The sequence below is a fragment of the Kitasatospora sp. NPDC052896 genome, assembly GCF_044547075.1.
Classification (GTDB): domain Bacteria; phylum Actinomycetota; class Actinomycetes; order Streptomycetales; family Streptomycetaceae; genus Kitasatospora.
Genome location: NZ_JBITZU010000028.1, coordinates 33,261 through 49,026, shown reverse-complemented (window position 1 = coordinate 49,026; position 15,766 = coordinate 33,261). Strand labels below are relative to the sequence as shown.

12 protein-coding genes are annotated in these 15,766 nt (G+C 76.5%); 5 read left to right on the top strand and 7 right to left on the bottom strand.

The window, feature by feature from the left end; all coding sequences use genetic code 11:
• Window positions 1–28: 28 nt before the first annotated feature.
• Entirely contained in the window at window positions 29–388 is a 360-nt protein-coding gene (locus tag ACIGXM_RS32750; RefSeq protein ID WP_396567362.1) for a PAS domain-containing protein, read from the bottom strand.
• A gap of 303 nt (window positions 389–691) precedes the next feature.
• Here ACIGXM_RS32750 and ACIGXM_RS32745 point away from each other — a divergent pair, with 303 nt between their 5' ends.
• On the top strand, window positions 692–2,167 hold the full coding sequence (locus ACIGXM_RS32745; protein ID WP_396567360.1) for a HEAT repeat domain-containing protein: 1,476 nt from the start codon (window positions 692–694) through the stop codon (window positions 2,165–2,167).
• Here the strand turns inward: ACIGXM_RS32745 and ACIGXM_RS32740 are convergent.
• From ACIGXM_RS32740 to ACIGXM_RS32725, 4 genes are all read right to left on the bottom strand, one after another.
• Window positions 2,148–3,290: a MerR family transcriptional regulator gene (locus ACIGXM_RS32740; RefSeq protein WP_396567358.1), complete on the bottom strand. Its 1,143-nt coding sequence runs from the start codon at window positions 3,288–3,290 to the stop codon at window positions 2,148–2,150. The two genes, ACIGXM_RS32745 and ACIGXM_RS32740, sit on opposite strands and share 20 nt — an antisense overlap.
• 68 nt (window positions 3,291–3,358) lie before the next feature.
• Complete coding sequence (locus ACIGXM_RS32735) at window positions 3,359–4,219, bottom strand: biotin-dependent carboxyltransferase family protein (RefSeq protein ID WP_396567443.1); 861 nt, start codon at window positions 4,217–4,219, stop codon at window positions 3,359–3,361.
• A gap of 5 nt (window positions 4,220–4,224) precedes the next feature.
• Window positions 4,225–4,851 (bottom strand): allophanate hydrolase subunit 1, encoded by a 627-nt coding sequence (locus tag ACIGXM_RS32730; RefSeq protein ID WP_396567356.1) that lies wholly within the window; start codon window positions 4,849–4,851, stop codon window positions 4,225–4,227.
• Between the two features lie 32 nt (window positions 4,852–4,883).
• A complete protein-coding gene (locus ACIGXM_RS32725) occupies window positions 4,884–5,660 on the bottom strand; it encodes a LamB/YcsF family protein (RefSeq protein WP_396567354.1) in 777 nt (258 codons plus the stop codon).
• A 189-nt stretch (window positions 5,661–5,849) separates the two neighbouring features.
• Here ACIGXM_RS32725 and ACIGXM_RS32720 point away from each other — a divergent pair, with 189 nt between their 5' ends.
• Window positions 5,850–6,548, top strand: a complete 699-nt coding sequence (locus ACIGXM_RS32720) for a pyridoxal 5'-phosphate synthase (RefSeq protein WP_396567353.1) — start codon at window positions 5,850–5,852, stop codon at window positions 6,546–6,548.
• Window positions 6,549–6,601: 53 nt separating this feature from the next.
• On the opposite strand, the gene ACIGXM_RS32715 is transcribed toward ACIGXM_RS32720, so the two are convergent.
• The gene (locus ACIGXM_RS32715; protein ID WP_396567351.1) at window positions 6,602–7,132 is read right to left on the bottom strand and encodes a hypothetical protein; all 531 of its coding nucleotides are present in this window, start codon (window positions 7,130–7,132) and stop codon (window positions 6,602–6,604) included.
• Between the two features lie 152 nt (window positions 7,133–7,284).
• On the opposite strand from ACIGXM_RS32715, the gene ACIGXM_RS32710 reads away from it, so the two are divergent.
• The 3 genes from ACIGXM_RS32710 (at window position 7,285) to ACIGXM_RS32700 (ending at window position 14,387) form a co-directional block, all read left to right on the top strand.
• The gene (locus tag ACIGXM_RS32710) at window positions 7,285–8,817 is read left to right on the top strand and encodes a hypothetical protein (RefSeq protein WP_396567349.1); all 1,533 of its coding nucleotides are present in this window, start codon (window positions 7,285–7,287) and stop codon (window positions 8,815–8,817) included.
• Between the two features lie 67 nt (window positions 8,818–8,884).
• A complete protein-coding gene (locus ACIGXM_RS32705; RefSeq protein ID WP_396567441.1) occupies window positions 8,885–9,757 on the top strand; it encodes a hypothetical protein in 873 nt (290 codons plus the stop codon).
• Window positions 9,758–9,806: 49 nt separating this feature from the next.
• The gene (locus tag ACIGXM_RS32700; protein WP_396567347.1) at window positions 9,807–14,387 is read left to right on the top strand and encodes a hypothetical protein; all 4,581 of its coding nucleotides are present in this window, start codon (window positions 9,807–9,809) and stop codon (window positions 14,385–14,387) included.
• Between the two features lie 20 nt (window positions 14,388–14,407).
• Here ACIGXM_RS32700 and ACIGXM_RS32695 read toward each other — a convergent pair whose 3' ends face one another.
• Window positions 14,408–15,757, bottom strand: a complete 1,350-nt coding sequence (locus tag ACIGXM_RS32695; RefSeq protein WP_396567345.1) for a M1 family metallopeptidase — start codon at window positions 15,755–15,757, stop codon at window positions 14,408–14,410.
• Window positions 15,758–15,766 lie beyond the last annotated feature (9 nt).

Here is a 15,766-nt window from a genome sequence, read left to right as displayed (position 1 = left end):
GGCCGAGGGTACTCCAGGGCGCTCGGGCTCAGCAGGCGCGCAGCCGCAGGCGGAGCGAGACCACCTGGCCGTCCGGGTCGAGCTCGGGCCGTCCCGAGCAGTGCACGGACGCGCCGCCGCCGGCCCGGGCCACCCGGACCGTGCCGTCCAGCGGCCGCCCGTGCACCAGCGCCGCGGTGACCATCCGGCACAGCACCGGGCGGTCCCGCGGGACCAGACGGCCCGGGAGCTGGTCCAGGGTCAGCGGGCCCAGCGCCGGGTCGTGGCCGAGCAGCCGGAACACGGCCGGGGACCAGTACACGGTGTCCTCGGCCAGGTTCCAGACGGCGGTGGCGGCGCTGTGCGCCGCGGTGCCGGAGGCCTCGGTGGCCGCGCCAGGCAGACTCATGGTCCCTTCCAGTCCGGAAGCAGAAGAGAGGGGTGCTCGCCGACGACTCTGGCACAGCGGCGGCACCGTCGTGCCAGGATCGGCCATTTTCTCAGGCATGGTTCTCTGGCATATGCCAATGTCCGGTGCTTCGCCGCTTGCCGGGATGCCGGGGCCCGATGCGCCGCACTATGTGCGCCAGGGTCGCGCAGGCGGTAACCTTCGGTGATTCCGGCGCCCGGGCGCCCGCCCAGCGTGACCACCCAGACCCCCGGCGACGGAAATCCCGTTGCCTCGACGACCGCCGCAACGGATGCTGACCTCATGTTCGAGCCCGTGATAGCCCCCAGTGCCAGCCTGCTCGGCCTGCTCCAGCGAGGCCGCGGCGACGGGCAGCTGCATGCGCTCGCCGCGGACCGTGACGAGGCCGTCGCCGCGCTGGAGGAGTGCGTCACGAGCGACCCCAGGGCCGACTGGCAGGTCGAGAACCGTTCCCTCTACTACGCCCGGGTCTACATGGAGCTGGAGGCCCCACTCGGCGGCATCGAGCGCCACCTGACCTGCGCCGACGACCTGCTCGACGACGACGAGAGCCGTACCGGCCTGGCCCTGTCGGTGCTCGGCCACCTCGCCGCGTACGGTCGGCGGGACGCCCTGCTGCTGCTCCGCCGGTACGTCGCCGAGGGCACCAACTGGGCCTGGGCGCTCGACGAGCTGGCGCTGCGCGACGACGACCACGCGCTGCTCGTGCTCGCCCCGGCCGTGCTGCGGCGTTTCCCGGCCGACCCGCAGGGCGAGGCCGAGCTGCGCGCGGCGATCCGCTCCGCCTACGAACCGCGGCCCTGGCGGCTCTGGGCCGCCCACCACCCGCGGGTGGCCGCCGCGAGCGAGCAGTCGCCGTTCGATCTCTGGCAGCGTCAACTCAACCGGCGTGATGTCACCCCCGGCTGGAGTGTCGCCGACGTGCTGGCCTGGGCCGACCGGCGGGAGCCCGGGCAGCCCGCGGACCCGCTGGAACCGATGGGCGGTCTGCGGGACGACGCCGACCCGGCCGCCGTGGACCGCCGGGCCGCCGCGGCCGCCCGCTGCCTGGCCGCCGTCGTCCGCCCCGAGGACCGCGGGACCGTGCTGGCCGCCGCTCGGCACGGTGAGCAGGGCGCCCGCCGGGCCGCCCTGCGCCACCTGGTCGACCAGCGGGACCCGGCGGCGCCCGAGCTGATCGAGGCGGCCGTCGCCGACGCCGACCCGCGGATCGTCCAGGCCGCCCTGGAGACCGTGGGCCGGATGCGCGGCCCGGGCGCCCTGGAGCAGGCCCGCCGTTGGATCGACCCGGCCACCGGCGGCGCGGACAGCGCGCTCGGCGAGGCCGCGGTCTGCCTGCTGGCCGACATCGGCACCGCCGAGGACGTGCCGGTGCTGGTGGCCGGGCTGCGCCGGTGGGTGCTGGTCCGCGGGGTCGGCGGTGCCGGCCTGGGCGGGCTGGTGGACGGGGTCGGGCGGTTGGCCGCCACCGAGGCCGTCTGCACCCTGCGGCACATCTACGGCGAGGCCGCCTCGTCCGACCTGCGCGGCCGGGCCGCCCGGGCGCTCGCGGCCACCGACCGCTGGTTCGCCAGCGGCCCCGCGGTCGAGTGCCTCTGGGACTGCGAGGAGAGCACCCGCGAGCTGGCCGCCCGGCACGTGGTGACCACGGGCGACGCCCGGGTGCTGGAGCGGCTGCGCCGGCTCGCGGCCGATCCGGCCGAGGAGGCCGAGGTGCACGCCGCCGTGCGCGGCCGGCTCACCGCCCGGGAGCGCTGAGCTCGGCGGTCTCCGGGAGTTCGACCACGTCGGCGACCCCGCAGGCGATGTTGTCCGGGCCGCCGGCCCGGTTGGCCAGCTCGATCAGCTGCTGGACCGCCTGCTCCGGGTCGGCGATCGCGCTCAGCGCGGTGTGCAGCCGATCGGCGGGCAGCACCGTGGAGAGGCCGTCCGAGCAGAGCAGGTAGCGGTCGCCGGCGCGGGCGGTGAGCAGCGAGAGGTCCGGCTTGACCCGCTTCTCGCCGGTCAGCGCCTGGAGCAGCAGCGACCGCTGCGGGTGAGTGGCCGCCTCGTCCGCGGTGAGCCGGCCGTCGTCGACCATCGACTGCACCAGGGTGTGGTCGTGGGTGATCTGGAACAGCTCGCCGTCGCGCAGCAGGTAGGCGCGCGAGTCACCGATGTGCACCAGCGCCAGCTGCGAGCCGGACCAGAGCAGTGCGGTGAGCGTGGTGCCCAGGCCCGCCAGCTCCGGCTCGGCCGCCACCAGGCCGCGCAGCTCGGCGTCGGCCTCGGCCACCGCCTGCTCCAGCGCGTTCAGCAGGTCGCCGGTGGGCAGCGCGTGGTCCAGTCGGCGGAGCGCGCCGATCGCGGCGGCGCTGGCCCGGTCGCCGCCGGCGCGGCCGCCCAGCCCGTCGGCCACGGCCAGCAGGCGGGGACCGGCGTGGACGGAGTCCTCGTTGCGGGTGCGGACCCGACCGATGTCGGATCGGGCGGCGTAGCGGATGCCCAGCGGGGCGGTGGTTCCGGTCATGGTGCTGTTCCTTCCGGACAGTTGGTCCACGAGGAAGGCGGCGAGTTCCCGGCGGGCGGCGGTCTCGGCCTCCACCCGCGCCCAGTAGGCGCCGACCTGCTCGGCGGCGCGGGCCGGCGGCAGGTCGCAGACCAGCCGGATCCGGGCCAGCGGCATGCCGAGCCGGCGCAGCCAGGCCACCAGGCGCGCCCGGTCCAGCTGGGCGGGGTGGTAGTAGCGGTAGCCGGACCGCTCGTCGACCTCGGCCGGGGGCAGCAGGCCCAGCTCGTCGTAGAGCCGCAGCGCCTTCGGCGACAGCCGGGACGCCCGGGCGAAGGCGCCGATGGTCAGCAGGTCGGCGCTGGTCGTCGGTTCGTCCCCGCTCACTGGCACGCTCGCCCTCCTCGGGCCGGGTCCCTCGCCCGGCCCGACCGATGCTGGGCCTTCCCCCAGGGGCAAGGTCAACTCCGCCCGCCGCCCGGCGTGAACCGGATCGGGATCCCCGGCCTGGCCTGTGCCGCGGCGGCCAGGTCGGCCTCCGGCACCACACCGACCACGGGGTAGCCACCGGTGGTCGGATGATCGGCCAGGAAGATCACCGGCTGTCCGTCCGGCGGCACCTGCACCGCGCCCAGCACCATGCCCTCGCTGGCCAGCTCGCCCGGGCGGGTGCGGACCAGGGCGGGTCCCTCGGTGCGCAGCGCGATCCGGTTGCTGGCCGCCGCGACCCGGTAGCGGGCCGCCGCCAGCGCGGCGAACGTGCCCGGACGGAACCAGTCCGCCTGCGGCCCGGGGACCAGCCGCAGCACCAGTTCGGTGGGCACGGCGGGCAGCGGCAGCAGCTCGGCGGGTGCCCCGCCGAACTCCTCGCCCACCGGCAGCCGGTCGCCGGTCCGCAGTGGGGACGGGCCCAGCCCGGCGAGCAGGTCGGTGGAGCGACTGCCCAGCACGGCGGGCGGTGCGAACCCGCCGCGGACCGCGAGGTAGCAGCGCACGCCGACGTCGGCCGGGCCGACGTCCAGCCGCGCACCCGGTGGGACGAGCACCGCCGCGCCCCAGGCCGCCGGCCGGTCGTCCACCCGTACCCCGCACGGCGCGCCGGTCACCGCGACCAGCACCGGGGCACCCAGCGCCCGCAGCGCGACGCCGCCCATGGTGGTCTCCAGGGTGGCGGCCCCGGGCGGGTTGCCGACCAGGCGGTTGGCCGCCCGGTGCGCGGGCCGGTCCAGCGCGCCGGCCCGCGGCACGCCCAGGTGCGCCACACCGCGCCGGCCCAGGTCCTGCACGGTGGTCAGCGGGCCGGGGTGCTCGACCAGCAGCATCGGGTTCACCGGCCACCCGCCACCGGGACGAAGCGCACCCGCACCCCGGGCGCCAGCAGCGCCGCCGGCTCCCGGGTCTCGTCCCACAGCACCAGCTCGGTGCGCCCCAGCAGCTGCCAGCCGCCGGGGGAGGAGCGCGGGTACACCCCGGTGTACGGCCCGGCCACCGCGACCGCGCCGACCGGCACCGCGGCCCGCGGAGTCGCCCGGCGCGGCACCGCGTACCGGTCGCCGAGGCCGGTCAGGTAGCCGAAGCCGGGCGCGAAGCCGCAGAACGCCACCCGGTACTCGATCCCGCTGTGCAGCGCCACCGCACCGGCCTCGTCCACGCCCCAGTGCGCCGCCACCTCGGCCAGGTCCGCGCCGTCGTACACGGTCGGCACCTCCAGCAGGGGCCCCGCCGGCAGCTCGGTGGCGCGGACCGTCCAGCCGGCCAGCGTCCGGGCCAGCGCGCGCGGCTCGGCCACCCCGTCCAGCAGTACGGTCCGGGCGGCCGGGACGACCTCGGTCACCTCGCCCAGCCGTCCCGCCGCCCGTTCCGCCAGCACCCGCGCGTACAGCGCGGCGACCTGTTCCGCCGAGCCGGCCGTCAGCAGCAGCGCCCGCTCGCCGACCGGACGTACCTCGAGCATCCCGCCTCCCCCTTCGTGTGTTTGAACGGTTGTCAGGTGAAAGCCTCGACCCGGATCCCGGCCGAGGCCAGTGCCCCGCGCACCCGCCAGGCCAGCTGGGCGGCGCCCGGGGTGTCCCCGTGCACGCAGAGCGAGCGCGCGTCCACCGCCACCGGCTCGCCGCCGACCGCGGTGACCAACCCGTCCCGGGCCATCCCGACCGCCCGGGCGATCACCGCCTCCGGGTCGGTGATCACCGCCTCCGGGTCCTTGCGCGGCAGCAGCGTGCCGGCCCAGGTGTACGCCCGGTCCGCGAACGCCTCGGTGACCACCGGCAGCCCGACCCCCTCGGCCACCGTCAGCAGCCGCGAGCCGGGCAGGCCGAGCACCGGCAGCGGCCCGTCGCAGATCGCGCCCGCCCGTAGCACCCCGGCGACCACCGCCTCGGCCTGCTCGCTGTCGGCGACCACCCGGTTGTAGAGCGCGCCGTGCGGCTTGACGTAGCTGACCCGGGAGCCCGCCGCCCGGGCGAACACCTGCAGGGCGCCGATCTGGTAGGCGATCTCGTCGGCCAGCTCCTCGGGCGGCACGTCCATCGCCCGCCGGCCGAAGCCGGCCAGGTCGCGGTAGGAGACCTGGGCGCCGATCCGCACCCCGCGCTCGGCCGCCAGCGCGCAGACCCGCCGCATCGTCGACGGGTCGCCGGCGTGGAACCCGCACGCGACGTTGGCGCTGGTCACCACCGACAGCAGGGCCTCGTCGTCGGTCAGCGTCCAGCGTCCGAACCCCTCGCCGAGGTCCGCATTGAGATCGATCACCGCACCGGTCACGACGGTCCGCCTCCTAGCGCTGCTGCGGGTTCCCGAGGCGATCGTAGGGCTTCGCCGGGAGAGCGGTCCCCTGCCACCACCCCGTCGCCGGGCAGGCCCGGAGCCGCCCTCCCCCGTCCGGCCGAACCGGGCGCCGCCGCCCCCCGCTCCCGTACGCTGGCCGTCCGTCAGACACCAAGGGAGGCCGACGTGCCCGAGCAGAGCGACCGGCCCCAGGCCCCGGTCCCGACCAGCCTCGCGGAACTGCTGCGCGACCGCCCGCCGATGGCCCGCGCCCTGCCGTCCTTCGAGCCCGACCGGGCACCGGCCGAGCCGGCCACCCTCTTCCTCGCCTGGCTGGCCGAGGCGGTCGCCGCCGACGTGCCGGACCCGCAGATCGTCACGCTCGCCACGGTGGACGCCGACGGCCTGCCCGACGCCCGGGCCCTGGTGCTGCGTGAGGTCGACGTCCCGGACGCGGGCTGGCTCTTCGCGGCCGACGCGCGGAGCCCCAAGGGGCGGCAACTGGCCGCCCACCCGTACGCCGCGCTGACCGTGTACTGGCCGCAGCTGGGCCGCCAGGTCCGGATCCGCGGCCCGGTCGGGACGGCCGACCCCGCCGACGCCGCGGCCGAGTTCCGCACCCGCTCGCCCGCCGCCCGCACCGCCATCCTGGTCGGCCACCAGAGCGAGCCGCTCGGCTCGCCCGCCGACTACCGGGCCGCTGCCGGCCGGGCCGCCGCCCTGCTGGCCGCCCACCCCGACACCGTCGCCGCGACGCACACGCTCTACGCGTTGCGGGCGCGGGAGGTCGAGTTCTGGCAGGGCGCCGCCGATCGGTACCACGTCCGCCTCCGCTACCGCCGGGCGACCGTGCCGACCTGGGAGCGCACGCTGCTCTGGCCCTGAGCCGTGCGGCCCCCGGTCGCGGGAAGCCCGGGTGCCGGGGCGGCGGTGGCCCCTCAGGCCGGGCGAGCCGATCCCGCCTCCTCCGCCGCGGCCGCGAGGCGGCGGATGCCGCGGAGCACGATCAGCAGCGGAACCGCGCCCACGATTCCGAAGGACATGTCGACAAAGCTCCAGTACGGCGGGATCCCGCGCAGCGGGCCGCAGATCAGCGCCAGCGGGATGATCCCGGCGCAGGCGCCGAGCGCCCACTGGACGACCCAGACGTTGCGCACCGGATCCCGGAGCGGTCCCCAGAAGGCACCGGCGATCACCAGGTGGGCGAAGGCCAGCCAGTCCGTGCCGTAGGCGAGGAACGGGTAGCGCCGGTCGGTCTCGGCGATGCCGGTCCGGATCCGGTCCAGCCAGCCGAGGACGGCGGGCGGGGTGGGGAGCCGGTGCGCGGACTCCGCCAGCCAGGCGCTCTCGAAGCGCAGCGGGAAGGCGGTGAGGCCGCTGAGCACCAGGCAGACGATGAAGATCCACAGCCAGCGGCGGACGGCGCGCAGGGTGGCGGCCGGGCTCTCGGTGGACGGGACAGTGTGCATGGCAGACCCCCTGGGCCGGCGCTGGTTCGCCGGTGCGGCCGACTCTACGGCTGGAATTGAACGCGTTCAACTTCGCGGGGGACGGGCGGACGAAGCGGGACGAGCGATCCCGTTTCGGACCTTGTCCGCCTGGGGCCCTAATCTTGTCCACCGTGACCGTCATCGCTGATCAGCCCGTCGACCGTGAGGCCCGGCCGTCCGCCGCCGGTGCCCGCCCCGCGCCGGGCCCGGCGGCCGACGAGGGCCTCGCCCGCCGGCTCAAGGCGCTGGCCTGCACGGCCCCGCTGCACGACCTGGACAACCGCAAGGTCAACCTGGCCGGCGAGTACGGCGGCTACGCCATGGCCGAGGTCGGCCTGGCCGCGATCGACCTGGTCACCCTGCACATGGACTTCGACGCCGGCGCCGACCGCGAGCTGGTGTTGGCCCGGCTGCTGCCCCGGGTGGCCGCCCAGCACTCGGAGCGCCCGGCCACCGAACACCAGCGGGTGGCCCGCTGGGTGCTGGAGTCGCTGATCAACGTCGGCAGCGTCGACCGCGGCTTCCGCGCCGTCTACGGCACCTTCGGCGCCGACGGTGAGTACCTGCGCCGCGACTACGACTTCAAGCTGATCGAGGAGGTCCCCGGCCCGGACGGCGGGGTCTACCTGCGCACCACCGACGAGGCGGTCAACGTCCTGGTCGGCGCCCTGGACACGGACGTCACCTCGGCCCAGATCGCGGCCGAGGTCAAGCTGGAGGTGCTGATCCGGCGCGGTCGGCTGGCCGACGCCCAGCTCGCCGCCGAGCAGGCCCGCTACCGCACCGTCCAGTACGCCGAGACGCTGCGCCGCGCGCTGGACGCCACCCGTCGCAACGTCCGCGCGGTCGACTGGATGCAGGCCGTCCCCGACCTGATCGACGAGGCGCTGGACCACATCGCCGACCGCTACCGGCACGAGAACGCGATCCTCACCAACATCCGCCGGGCCCGCGACGAGGCCGAGGGCGCCGAGCACAAGCGCCGGGCCGCCGAGCTGGTGGACATCGTCAAGGACTGCATCCGCCGGCACACCCAGCTGCAGACCCGGCTGCTGGAGGCCGGCCCGCTGTTCCGCGCCGAGCAGGACCGGCAGGCCTTCGCCGCCCCCGCCGCCCGCGCCGGCATCGACCTCTACGGCCAGCTGGTCGCACCGCTGCTGCGGCTGCCGGTCGAGCAGGCGATCCGCCCGACCGATGCCTTCTTCGCGCGCGGCACCGGTCTGCGCACCCCCACCGCGGTCCGGGTCACCGACCTGGTCGACCTGCTGCTCACCCCGCCGGTGGAGCGCGAGCACCTGGGCGCCGAGCTGCCCGACCCGGACCTGGTCGCCACCCCGGACGACAGCCGGTTCTCCGAGGCCCAGCTGGAGGCGGCGCTGGAGCTGCTGGACCTGCCCGCCGAGGCGCCCCGCCGGCTCTCCGGCCTGCTCGCCGAGGCCCGCCGGCAGGACCCGGAGCTGCCCTACCTGGTCGCCCTGCTCGCCGTGCACGCGGCCAGCCCGCCGGTCGGCACCGCCTACCGGCAGGGCGAGGAGCGGCTGCTCTTCGCGGTGGACGACGGCACCCGGCTGGCCGACCCGGAGTTCGGCGGCGCCGACCTGATCGTCGGCAGCGCCCTGCTGGACGCCGCCGGGATGGCCGCCGACCGGAAGGACGCCCAGTGACCACCCGTCAGCGGCCTACCATGACCACCCGTCAGACCAGCAACCCCTACGAGGAGCAGCACCCGTGATCACCCCTCACGACGCGGTCCGACCGGCCGAGGCCGAGCCCGCCCCGGCGGCGGCGCTCACCCCGGGCGACGTGGCCGACGCCGCCCGCCTGGTCTCCTTCGGCCTGCAGGCCAAGCTGCTGCCCGCCCGCGACGCCGAGTACGCGGAGCTGGTCCGCCGCTACCGCGAGGACCCGCCGTTCGCCCGGCTCGCGGACGCCGTCGCGACCGGCCTCGGGCTGGTCGTGCTGGAGGTCTCGGCCCGCGCCGGGATGGCCGTGGCCGGCGCCGAGGACTCGGTCTTCGCGGTGAAGATGGGCGACTACTCGCGCCGCGCCGCCTCCGAGACCACCGACCGCTTCCTGCACGGCCTGGCCCACCTGGCGGTGGCCGCGATGGCCTTCCCCCGGCCGGAGGACCTCGCCGACGACGGTTACCTCGGCCGGATCACCGTCAACGGCGTGGACGCCTTCGTCCGGCAGGCCTGCCGCCGGCTGGAGGAGCAGGCCGAGCAGAGCGGTGACAACACCGACCCGGCCAGCGACGCGCCCGGCCTGGAGGCCGCGTGGCGGGTCTGGGCCCGCCGCTCGGCCACCGGCGCCACCAAGGACGCCCGCCGGCTGTCCGGCTCGACCATCGGCATCACCGGCAAGGCGGTGGCCTTCCTGGTCGACTCCGGCTTCCTGCAGAAGACCGCGGACGACGCCGGCGGCACCTACCGCACCACCGCCCGCTACCAGCTCCAGGTCCGCGACCTGGCCGGCAGCGCCGCCATGGCCGAGCTGCTCGACCTCGGCGTCGTCCCGGTCACCGACGGCAGCGCCACCCTGCTGCCCGCCGACCAGAGCGACGAGCTGGTCGCCGACGCGGGTCTGCCGTTCCACTCGCTCTGACGTCCCCCTGACGCCCCCGAACCCCCACACCTGCTAAGGCCGCCTCTTCATGTACGAGCTCAACCGGATCCGCCTCTACTCCATCGGACCGGCCGGCGCCCGCTACGCCGACACGGTGCTGGACCTGCGCGGAGTCGGCGAGCCGGTGGCGAACCCCGCCCCGCAGCAGCCCGGCCTGTTCGGTGAGGAGCCGGAGGGCCCGCAGCGCCGCCCGGCCCCGGCCGGCGTGCTCTTCCTGGAGAACGGCGGTGGCAAGTCCGTCCTGCTCAAGCTGATCTTCTCGGTGATGCTCCCGGGGCACCGCAACACCCTGGGCGGCGCCAGCTCCGGCGTGCTCCGCAAGTTCCTGCTGGCCGACGACTGCGGCCACGTCGCCCTGGAGTGGCAGCACACCGTCACCGGCGAGCTGATCGTGGTCGGCAAGGTCAGCGAGTGGCGCGGCCGCCAGGTCTCCTCCGACCCGCGCAAGTTCGCCGAGAGCTGGTACTCGTTCCGGCCCGGCCCCGGCCTGACCCTGGACTCCCTCCCGGTGGCCGAGCGCGCCACCCTGGGCGACCCGAACGCCCGTCCGCGCGGCCGCCGCCGGACCATGAAGGGCTTCCGGGACGCGATGACCGAGGCCGGCAAGGCCCACCCCTACCTCGACCTGACCTTCGAGGACATCCACGACCGCTGGAACGAGCACCTCGGCGAGCTCGGTCTGGACCCCGAACTCTTCCGCTACCAGCGTGAGATGAACGCCGACGAGGGCGAGGCGGCCGGCCTCTTCGCGGTCAAGCACGACGCCGACTTCACCGACCTGCTGCTGCGCGCGGTCACCGACACCCGGGACACCGACGGCCTGGCCGACCTGGTGCACGGCTTCGCCGCCAAGCTCGGCCGGCGCGCCGAACTCGGCGCCGAGCGCGACTTCACGGCCGGCTCGGTCGACCTGCTGCAGCGCATCGTCGAGGCCACCACCGCCCGCGAGTCGGTCCGCGACACCCACCGCGGCGCCGAGCGGCGCACCCGCCGGCTGGCCCAGGCGCTGGCCGCCCGGGCCGGCGCCGAGCGCGACCGGGTGCAGGACCTGGCGATCGAGGTCGCCGCCGCGGCCGGCGCGGTCACCGCCGCCGAGGCCGACCGCACCCGGCACTCGCTGATCACCGCGGAGCTGACCCACCGGCACGCCACGCTCAGCCTGGCCGCCGCCACCGCCGAGGCCGCCGCGCTGCGCCGCGAGCTGCTCGACGCGCGCACCCTGCACGCGGCCTGGCAGGCCGCCGAGGCGGTGCTGCGGCACCGCGCCGCCGCCGACCGCGCGGCCCGGGTCGCCGCCGCGATCCGCGAGGCCGAGCTGGACGCCGCCCCCGCGCTGGCCGCCCGTGCCCAGGCCGCCGGTGCCCTGGCCCACGCCCTGGAGGCCGCCGCCACCACCGCCGAGGAGCGCGCCGAGACCGAGGAGGCCCGGGCCGCCGAGCTGCAGGCCGACGGCGCCCGGGCGCAGGCCGACGGCCTGGCCGCGGCCACCGCCGGCCAGAAGGCCCGCAGCGAGGCCGATCACCTGCGCCAGCGACTCGCCGAGGTCGAGCAGGAGACCCAGGCGGCGATCGCGGCCGGCTGGATCGACGCCGCCGACGACCCCGACCCGGCCCGTGCCGCGCTGCGCGCCGCCGACGCCGAGCAGAGCGCCACCACCGCCCTCGACCAGGCCCGGGCCGCCGCCGAGCAGGCCACCGCCCGGACCCGGGAGGCCGCCGCCGAGGAGGGCCGCGCCGAACTCGCCGCCGCCCGCGCCAGCGACGCCCGCGCCGCCGCCCAGCGCGCCCTGGCCGCCGAGCAGCGCACCGCCGCCCAGCTCGCCGCCGAGCCCCGGCTCGCCGAGCTGCTCGCGCTGACCCCGTACCAGGGCGGCACCGAGGAGCCGGACGGCGAGCTCACTCCCGCCGTGCTGGACGCCGCCGCCGAGGACCTGCGCGAGCTGCTCGAACGCGCGATCGCCGGCGCCGAGCGCACCCTCTTCGACCTGCGAACCGCCGCCGCCGACGACTCCCGGATCCTGGCCGCGCTCGGCGACGGCGGCCTGCTGCCGCCCGGCCCGGACGTGCTGGCCACCGTCGAGTACCTCGGCGAGCACGGCATCCCGGCGCTGCCCGGCTGGCGCTACCTCGCCCAGTCCGTCGACCCGGCGGACCACGAGCGGATCCTGGCCGCCCGCCCCGAGCTGGTGGACGGCGTGGTGGTCACCGACCCGTCCTCGCTGGACCGCGCCCGCGAGGCGCTGCAGGCCGCCGCCCTGCTGCCGCGCTCCACCGTCGCGGTCGGCACCGCCGCCTCGCTGATCGCCCCGATCACCCCTACGGCGGAGGGGGCCGCCTTCCACCCCTTCTTCGTCGTCCCGCCGAACCCGGCCATGCACGACGAGAGCGCGGCCGACCAGGAGCGCCACGAGCTGCGCGCCCGGGCCACCGCCCGTGAGGAGCACATCCGCGAGCTGGCCGCCCGGCTCGGTGGCGACCGGGCGCTGGCCGCCCGGCTCGCCTCCTGGCACGCCCAGTGCCCGCCCGGCACCCTCGCCGAGCTGGCCCAGGCCGTCGAGGCCGCTGCCGAGCAGGCCGAACTCGGTACCGCCCGGCTGGCCGCGGCCCGCGCCGAGCACGCCGAGGCCGAGGCCGACCGGGCGGTCGCCGCCGGCCTGTACGAGGAGCGCCGGGAGAGCGCCCAGCGCATCCGCCGCCGCGCCGACGCGCTGGCCGGCCTGGCCTTCCGGCTGCGCGAGCGTCCTGCCTGGACCCGCGCGCTGCGCGAGCTGGCCGAGGACGCCGCCGAGTGCGAGCGCCGCCAGGCCGCCTGCGCCGAGCGCGGCCAGGCCTGCGACGAGGACCGCCGAGCCGCCCAGCGCGCCGCCGACGACGCCCGCCGCACCGCCCGGACGCTGCGCGCCGAGCGCGCCGAGCTGTCCGGCACCGTCGCGGTCAGCGAGGAGCTGCCGACCGCCTCGCTGCCCGCACTGCGCGAGGCCTACCGCGCCGCCGCCCAGCTGTACGAGAAGGTCGGGGTCGGCGCCGACCTGCGCGCCGAGCAGGCCCGCGCGGAGAGCGACGAGACGGCCGCCCGGGCCGAGCTGGACCGGCTCACCAACAAGGTGCGCACCCGCGCCGAAGAGCTGCTGGCCAGCCCGGACGGCGCGGACGGCCCGGCCCGCCTCGCCGCCGCCGCCCGCGCGGAGGAACTGGTCGCCACCATCGAGACCCGTTCGGCCGCCGCCAGCGAGCAGCTCGGTCGACTGCGCGGCGAGGTCGAGCGCTCGGCCCCGGCCACCGGCGAGTCGCACACCGAGCTGCCCGAGGAACTGGTCCCGACCGATCCCGAGCACGCCCAGCAACTGCTGCGGGGCGCCACCACCCGGCTGGCCGAGAAGCGCGAGCTGCTGGAGAGCACCCGGATCGAGCACGGCGAGCTGCTGCGCACCCTGGAGTCCGCGCAGTCCGCCGCCGGCGACTTCGACGAGGCCGCCGCCCAGCTCCGGGACGGCCTGCGCGACCACGCGCCGGACGAGACCGAGCAGCCCGCCGAGCCGTACCTCGACTCGCTCGCCGAGGCCCGCACCGCCGCCACCGAGACCCGGCGCGCGCTGCGCACCGCCTCGGCCGAGCTGACCGCCGCCGACCTGGCCGTCCGGGACGCCTGCGACGGCCTGGTCCGGCATGCCAACGCGGCCCGCTACGAAGCGGTCCGCACCCCGGCCCGGCAGCAGATCCGCGAGCTGCCCGCCGCCGCACTGCCCGAGCACGCCGCCGCCTGGGCCGCCGCCTTCGCCCCCCGGCTGCGGGTGCTCTCCGACGAGCTGGAACAGCTGGAGCGCAACCGCGGCTCGATCGTCGACCGGCTGCGCGGCCTGGTGGAGAGCTCGCTGGCCACCCTGCGGGCCGCCCAGCGGCTCTCCCGGCTGCCCGAGGGCCTGGGGGAGTGGTCCGGCCAGGAGTTCCTGCGGATCCGCTTCGAGGACCCGGACCACGCGGTGCTGGTCGAGCGCCTCGGCGAGGTGATCGACGAGGCCACCCGGGCCGCCGTCCGGAAGAACTCCGACCTGCGCCGGGACGGCATGTCGCTGCTGCTGCGCGGAGTGGCCGCGGCGATCGGTCCGAAGGGCGTCAGCGTCGAGATCCTCAAGCCGGACGCGGTGCTGCGCGCCGAGCGGGTGGGCGTGGGCCAGATGTCGGACGTCTTCTCCGGCGGCCAGCTGCTCACCGCGGCGATCGCGCTCTACTGCACGATGGCCGCGCTGCGCGCCAACGACCGCGGCCAGTCCCAGCTGCGGCACGCCGGCACGCTCTTCCTGGACAACCCGATCGGCCGGGCCAACGCCACCTACCTGCTGGAACTCCAGCGCGCGGTGGCCGACGCGCTCGGCGTCCAGCTGATCTACACCACCGGTCTCTTCGACACCACCGCGCTGGCCGAGTTCCCGCTGGTGATCCGGCTGCGCAACGACGCCGACCTGCGCGCGGGCCTGAAGTACATCTCGGTCGAGGAGCACCTGCGGCCCGGCCTGCCCACCCCGCCGGACCCGGACGGTCCGGCGATCCACGGCGAGATCACCGCCACCCGGATGTTCAGGCGACCCGCCGAGGTGCCGGTGGGCGGCTGATCCGGCGGGCCCGGGGCCGGTCAGGCCCCGGGCAGCGGCGGCAGTGCGCCCTGGAACAGCCAGGCGTCGAAGAAGCGGTCCAGCGGGTGGGCGGCGTACCGCTGGGCGTGCAGCACGAAGCCGGCCGTGTTGACCACGCCGTGCCGGTGCTGGGTCGCCCAGTCCTTCAGCAGCCGGAAGAACGCCCCCTCGCCGACCTCCAGCCGCAGCGCGTGCACGGTCAGCCCGCCGCGCTGGTAGAGCCGGTCGTCGAACATCAGCTTGCGGCCCGGGTCGGCCAGGACCAGGTCCTGCGGCAGCCCGGCGAGCAGCCGGTGCGCGTCGGCGGCGTGCTGCTGCGCGGTCCGGCCGCCGGAGTACTCGGACCAGAGCCATTCGGCGTACTTGGCGAAGCCCTCGTTCAGCCAGATGTGCCGCCAGTCGGCGACGGTGGCGCTGTTGCCGAACCACGAGTGGGCCAGCTCGTGCGCGACCAGCCGCTCCGAGCCGCGCAGGCCGTCCACGTGGTTGGTGCCGAAGGTGGCCATGCCCTGCGCCTCGACCGGGACGTCCAGCTCCTCGTCGGCGATCACCACCGCGTACTCGCCGAACGGGTACGGCCCGAACAGCTCGCTGAACAGCCGCATCATCTGCGGCTGCCGGCCGAAGTCCGCGCCGAACTGCGGCACCAGCCGGGCCGGCACGTAGCCGGTCTGCGGCACCGCCCCCGGCTCGGGGTCGACCAGCAGCACCTTCTCGTACGGGCCCACCGAGAGCCCGACCAGGTAGCTGGAGGTCGGCGCCGGCTGCTCGTAGACCCAGGTGGTGCTGCTGGCCCGGGTGCTCAGCGCGAGCAGCCGCCCGCTCAGCACCGCGGTGTACGGGGACGGCGTGGTGAGCGAGATCTGGTAGCTCGCCTTGTCCGCCGGCCGGTCGTTGCACGGGTACCAGGACGGCGCGCCGACCGGCTGGCTGGCCACCAGCGCGCCGTCGGTCAGCTCCTCCCAGCCCAGCCCGCCCCACGGGCTGCGGACCGGCTTCGGGTTGCCCGACCAGTGCACCTCGACGGTGAACGCCGCGCCGGGCGCCGGCGCCTTGGCCGGACGGATCCGCAGCTTGCCGCCGCGGTGGGTGTAGTGGGCGGCCTTGCCGTCCACCAGCACCCGGCCGATCCGGAACTCGGCCAGGTCGAGGGCGAACTCGCGCAGCGGCTGGCCGCCGGCCAGCGCGCTCAGCCGGGCGGTGCCGGCCAGCCGGTTCGGGCCCGGCCGGTAGTCCAGCGCCAGCTCGTAGCGGTGCACCCGGTAGCGGGTGTCGCCGTTCGCCGGAAAGTAGGGGTCCGCCTGCTTCGGGCTCACCGCTTCGTCCGCTCCCCGTGCCGTACCGATCATGCTGCCGTA

Coding starts and splice junctions, on each gene's coding strand:
- ACIGXM_RS32750 (WP_396567362.1), bottom strand. CDS start 388: ATGAGTCTGCCTGGCGCGGCCACCGAGGCCTCCGGCACCGCGGCGCAC.
- ACIGXM_RS32745 (WP_396567360.1), top strand. CDS start 692: ATGTTCGAGCCCGTGATAGCCCCCAGTGCCAGCCTGCTCGGCCTGCTC.
- ACIGXM_RS32735 (WP_396567443.1), bottom strand. CDS start 4,219: ATGCTGCTGGTCGAGCACCCCGGCCCGCTGACCACCGTGCAGGACCTG.
- ACIGXM_RS32730 (WP_396567356.1), bottom strand. CDS start 4,851: ATGCTCGAGGTACGTCCGGTCGGCGAGCGGGCGCTGCTGCTGACGGCC.
- ACIGXM_RS32715 (WP_396567351.1), bottom strand. CDS start 7,132: ATGCACACTGTCCCGTCCACCGAGAGCCCGGCCGCCACCCTGCGCGCC.
- ACIGXM_RS32700 (WP_396567347.1), top strand. CDS start 9,807: ATGTACGAGCTCAACCGGATCCGCCTCTACTCCATCGGACCGGCCGGC.
- ACIGXM_RS32695 (WP_396567345.1), bottom strand. CDS start 15,757: ATGATCGGTACGGCACGGGGAGCGGACGAAGCGGTGAGCCCGAAGCAG.